At 69.1% G+C, this 4,641-nt stretch carries 5 protein-coding genes; all 5 read right to left on the bottom strand.

Annotation, left to right across the window (positions count from 1 at the left end):
- Positions 1 to 588: 588 nt before the first annotated feature.
- The 5 genes from T328_RS35890 to T328_RS35870 all read right to left on the bottom strand — a co-directional run bounded on the left by T328_RS35890 (position 589) and on the right by T328_RS35870 (position 4,450).
- Positions 589 to 768, bottom strand: coding sequence for a hypothetical protein (locus T328_RS35890; protein ID WP_496500465.1), 180 nt, complete (start codon positions 766 to 768; stop codon positions 589 to 591).
- Between the two features lie 734 nt (positions 769 to 1,502).
- Positions 1,503 to 1,967 (bottom strand): hypothetical protein, encoded by a 465-nt coding sequence (locus T328_RS35885; protein WP_496500464.1) that lies wholly within the window; start codon positions 1,965 to 1,967, stop codon positions 1,503 to 1,505.
- A gap of 41 nt (positions 1,968 to 2,008) precedes the next feature.
- Complete coding sequence (locus tag T328_RS35880) at positions 2,009 to 2,623, bottom strand: hypothetical protein (protein WP_496500463.1); 615 nt, start codon at positions 2,621 to 2,623, stop codon at positions 2,009 to 2,011.
- Positions 2,624 to 4,015, bottom strand: coding sequence for an acyltransferase (locus T328_RS35875; protein WP_496500466.1), 1,392 nt, complete (start codon positions 4,013 to 4,015; stop codon positions 2,624 to 2,626).
- A 213-nt stretch (positions 4,016 to 4,228) separates the two neighbouring features.
- On the bottom strand, positions 4,229 to 4,450 hold the full coding sequence (locus T328_RS35870) for a hypothetical protein (RefSeq protein ID WP_496500462.1): 222 nt from the start codon (positions 4,448 to 4,450) through the stop codon (positions 4,229 to 4,231).
- Positions 4,451 to 4,641: the final 191 nt, after the last annotated feature.

Genomic DNA, 4,641 nt, shown 5'->3' with positions numbered 1-4,641 from the left:
CGCGCGGTCTCCTCCGGAGACACGACGCGACGCCCCTACGGGGCGTCAGGGGGACTCCGGGCCTTCGGCCCGGCGGTCGGCCTCCGGCCGTCCGGCAGTCACCTTCGGTGACTGCGGGGCCTGCGGCCCCTGAAGGGCCGGGCCTTCGGCCCTGGCCCTTGGTCTGGCTACAGGACGGCGGGTCTGGGTCTCAAGTGCGCTGGTCGTGAGGGGGATTGGGGTGTGGTGGCTGGCGTGGATCTCCATGTCCCTGCCCCTCCCTGCTCCGCGGCCCTCGGCGACTGACACGCCCATTATACACAAAGAGTGATGGCGTGCGCGACACCGGAAGGCGAAGCGCGGAACCGAATCGGGCCAGACAGAACTGACGGTACATCAGAAACATACCGCCAAACAGGTCTAGACCACTACTTGCCTCGGAAAGGCTTGGATTCCTTCTCAGTTTCCATTTCCAGAGGGGACTTGCTTTGGTCCTCTCGATTCAGTTCAGTCCCTTTCTGTGGTGGCGGCATTTCCTTCTCTGCGGTAGCGGCGATTTCCCTGATGAGGTAGAGCAGTCGGTCAGCGCGGCCCGGGTGGAGGGGAAATTCACGGCGTCCGGTCGGTGAACGCGCCGCGCCAATCGGCGGCCCGCTCCAGCACCGTGTACACGCGGGGGCGGGCTCTCTCCGCTGTCCAGTCCTGTTGATTCGGGAGGGGCCAGACGGCCTTCTGGCGGGCGAGACCGTCCCGGAGGGGGTGGAGGTCGGTGACGTCCCACACGGTCACGGAACGGCCGTCCAGGGCTTCCCTGACGCGCTGCGCCCCTTCCTGCGGGTCCAGGCCCCGTCCGGGATACCCCGGGAGCGAACGCCGACCAGGCGGATCGTGCACGCGGGAAGCAGCGAGGTGCCGGCGGCTGCGTCGAGGGCGGTCACCGTGGCGGCGGAGGGCGGGCGGCGGGCGCCGCTGGGAGTGGTCCCTCGCCACGTGTAGTCGACGTGCATCACGGCCATGGGGCGGGTGAGGAGGGTGGCGACCCAGTTCTGGGCCCAGGCGCGGCGGGTGGCTGCGTCGTCCTGGAGGATGCGGAGTTTGTGGATGTGGTGGCAGGCGCGGCACAGGTGGCCGGCTGGGGTGGGGAGGAGGGCGTGGTCGGGTCGGGCGCCGCAGTCCTGGCAGGTTCGTGGGGTGGTGGATCGGGCGCGGGCGGCGGCGAGTTGGGTGGCGGTGGCCGGGGTGGGGGTGGATTCGTCCAGTCGGTACAGGGCGAGGACGGTGCGGCGGTTGCGGCCGTCGCAGCCTTCGGGCCCGGCGTGCGGAGGAGGTCGAGGTTCTTGAGTTGGGTGGCGGTGGCGTAGATGCCGGCCGGGACGTCCGCCCAGGAGGTGTAGTGCGGCAGCGGGGGGCGGAGCGGGGTGTGGTGGGCCGGGGTGTCGTCGGTGAGGGTCACGGGTCTCCTTCGTGCGTGGGTGGGGAACTGGATCCGGTACGCAGCGCGGTGGCTGCTCGCAGCATCGGGGTCAGCGGATGCGGGTGAAGGCGTAGCCGTGCCAGTCTTCGAGGTCGCTTCGGGGTTTGGCCTGTTCTGACGCCCATACGAGAGGGCGGAGTTGGTTCTCCTCGGGGCCCGGTGTGGGGTAGTCGGCCCACACCTCGCTCTCGTTGTCGAGCCAGACGGTGGTGTACTTCGCAGCGCCGCGGTCTTCCGGCCGCATGTCATAGGTGCAGAGGGGCTCGACCAGGCAGTGGGCGATGGGGGTCAGTGTGCAGCCGAGCGCCTCCAGCTCCTGGCGGGAGAAAGGGCGGCCGTCACGGGCCCACACCATCGGCAGTACGTCGTCGCCCGGGGGGTAGTCGGCCCATACGCCGCCCTGGTCGTCGAGCCAGACGGCGGCGTGGTCGCGGGTGGGCGGGGGTGGGCGGGGTGGCGAGGGCGCACACCCGGTCGGCGCCGGCGTCCTCGGGATCCTGTGGTTCCTGTTCACTCGGCATGTATCGCTCCTTCGTGGGGTTCGGAGTTGGATACTCAGGCGCCGAGGGTGACTGCGCCGACGTAGGAGTAGGCGGCCCAGTCGGAATCGAGGTCGGCAATGATGTCTTCCCAGACATCGCCGAGGAGGGTTTCATCTCCTTCTGCCCATCCGGTGACGGCGTCTTCCCAGACGTAGCGGACTTGGAGCGACCGTTCTTGCGTAAGGTTTTCCAAGTCGCGGCGGCGGCTTTCGGGTACCTGGCTCTGGTCGACGGGGTAGATTTCCATTCGGGTGCCTTGCCCGTCGTTGTCGAGGCGCTCCACGATGTTCTTGCGGCCGTATTTTCTGACGTTGGTGTGGCGCATTTCGCGGTAGGCGTCATCGAGTGCCTGGAGCTTGCGGGCGGAGGGCCGGCCGCCGGTCTCCCAGGACCTGATGAGGCGAGGGCTGATGCCGTGGCGGGCCAGGGCATCGCGGCCGGCCGGTGAATCCAGGTAGCGCAGGCGGGCATTGCGGCCCCGGGGGCGGTCGACTGGGGTGGCGATGCCGCCGTGGGCGGCGAGTTCCTGCGCGACCCTCTCGATTTCGCGGGCGAGGGCTTCACCGCCTTTGAGTCCCCGGGCGTTGTACCTTCCGAACTCCCCCCACTCATCGTAGACGGTTCTCATTTAGTCGCCTCCGAGGGTGTAGGTTTCCTTTTCCTTCATATCGGAGAGTTTCCGTCCCTCGGTGAACACGTTTCGCCAGTCGCCGCCGCTCACGTGGAGTTCGTCGGTTCCTGCCATTTGCACGACGGTCAATCCTGCCTGGTGTGCCTTGTAGGCTTTGCGCCACAGGTTGGCGAATGCTTGTGAGCGGATGGTGTGCATCCAGTCCGGGCGGCGGAGTTCACGGTTGTTGGTCGATTCCCCGATAGTGGAGACGAACTTAGAATACATGGATTTCACGTACTCCAGGGTGACAATGTCGTCATTGTCGATGGCCTCTTGCCGGGCGTCCCTGAGGGCTTCCTTGAGGGTTCGCAGCAGGCTTTCGGTCGCGCCGGACGTGTACGCCTGGTGGATTTCCGGTGCGGCGCACAGGCCGTTTTTCGCGCAGTCCAGCAGCAGCTTGAGGGTCGGGGTGGTGATCCAGAGGTCCCCTTGAGTCTTGCGGTCCCCCAGCGGGTGGGGGAGGTCGGGGTTGTCCCACCCCGGCGGGGTGATGCGGTAGATGCCGGCGCGCTTGGGCTGGTGGGAGGGCTCGGACTCCACCAGCCTCCCGATCGGCAGCCAGCAGGTGAACGCCGCCAGGTACGCGGCGTTGGCGTCCAGGGCGGTCACGTCGAGGGTGATGTTTCCGGCGCGCGCCTCGCGGTGCAGCTCGGCAGCGCGCCACTTGGGCCGGCCTTCCCAGATCAGGTCCGGGTTCTTCTGCGAGCGCTTGGCCAGGACGTCGGTCTCGGTCGGGGGGAACTCGGAGTGCTCGTACCGGCCGCCGATCCGGGATGCCTTGAACAGCTTCATCACGTCCGGGATCGCCTTGTGGATCAGGGTGGCCTGGGCGGCCTGCATGTCGCCCTGGTGCTGGGACAGCTCCGCCGCGACCCGGTCACGGATCATGTCGGCCAGCGAACCGACCGGCCGCGCGGACGAACTCGCCGGCGAACTGGCCGCGCGGCGAGGGGGCGCCGCCGCGGCCGGCTCGGATCCGGCCCTCGGTCGCATCGGCGGATCGACCGGCGCGGGAGCGGGAGTCGCTGCCGGCGCCGCCGGGGCGGGCGGGGCGGGCGCCGGGGCCGGGGCGTCGGAGGACGCAGCTCGACCGCCGACGGGCGGCGGGGCCGGGAGCTTCGAGGCGGCGTGTGTGGGACCGGTCAGCAGGTCCAGCGGGGTCATGCCCCAGTGGGCGGCGAGCCGGTCGACGTCGTCGAGCAGCCAGTGGCTCGACCCGGTCTGACGGCGCGACAGCGCCCGCTGGTCCATGCCGATCGCGGCGGCCAGAGCGGTCTGGGTCTCACGGCTACGGCTCATGAGCGCAGCCACCGTCAGCCGCAGCGTTTCCTCAGTACTGAGTGCCATACCCACCACCCTAGCGCACTCCACTCGATATTATGTTGTTCTACTCGCTAATCAGGTTAGACAAGGCGCTGCTGTACGCGGGCACGCCCTCGGGCCGGGGGCCTGTCCGGCCCGCACGTGCCCGCGCACAGCCACCCGCCCGAAGGCCGGGCACCGCGCCCCCGCGGCGCGTCCCTGTGGTCGAAGGAGGCCGCCCTATCTCCCCCGCGGGACTCACGCCAGGACGGGGCGGTCGGGGTCGGCGAGGACCTCGCCGCCGGAGGTGACCAGGCGCAGCTTGGGGAACGCCTTCGGCCTGTCCTGGCCGGACACCGCCGGCCACTCGTCGGCGGACAGCCCGCACGAGGGCAGCTTCCAGCCGGCGGTATGCCGGACGACCTTCATGGCCGTGCGGTACTTCGCCTCCCAGTTCCAGGCGAAGAACAGCGGCAACATCCCGCCGGTGTTGGGGATCGGCCCGGGGCGCGCTCGTGGCTTCCCTCGGCACGGTCGAGGATGGGCCGCACGTACTCACCGCAGCGCGGCCGGGAGCGGGCGTGTACAACAGACGGTGGAACTGGATCATGGAGTGACACCGAATGACTGACGTTGTACCCGAGGTTGAGAACGAGGCAGCCGCCCAGGCG

This window comes from Streptomyces sp. CNX435, assembly GCF_059570575.1.
Note: the sequence above shows the minus strand (reverse complement) of the source record. Positions and strands in the feature narration are given on the sequence as shown.

Excerpts from the sequence above, each read along its gene's own strand:
- T328_RS35880 (WP_496500463.1), bottom strand. The coding sequence starts at position 2,623 with ATGAGAACCGTCTACGATGAGTGGGGGGAGTTCGGAAGGTACAACGCC.
- T328_RS35875 (WP_496500466.1), bottom strand. The coding sequence starts at position 4,015 with ATGGCACTCAGTACTGAGGAAACGCTGCGGCTGACGGTGGCTGCGCTC.
- T328_RS35870 (WP_496500462.1), bottom strand. The coding sequence starts at position 4,450 with ATGTTGCCGCTGTTCTTCGCCTGGAACTGGGAGGCGAAGTACCGCACG.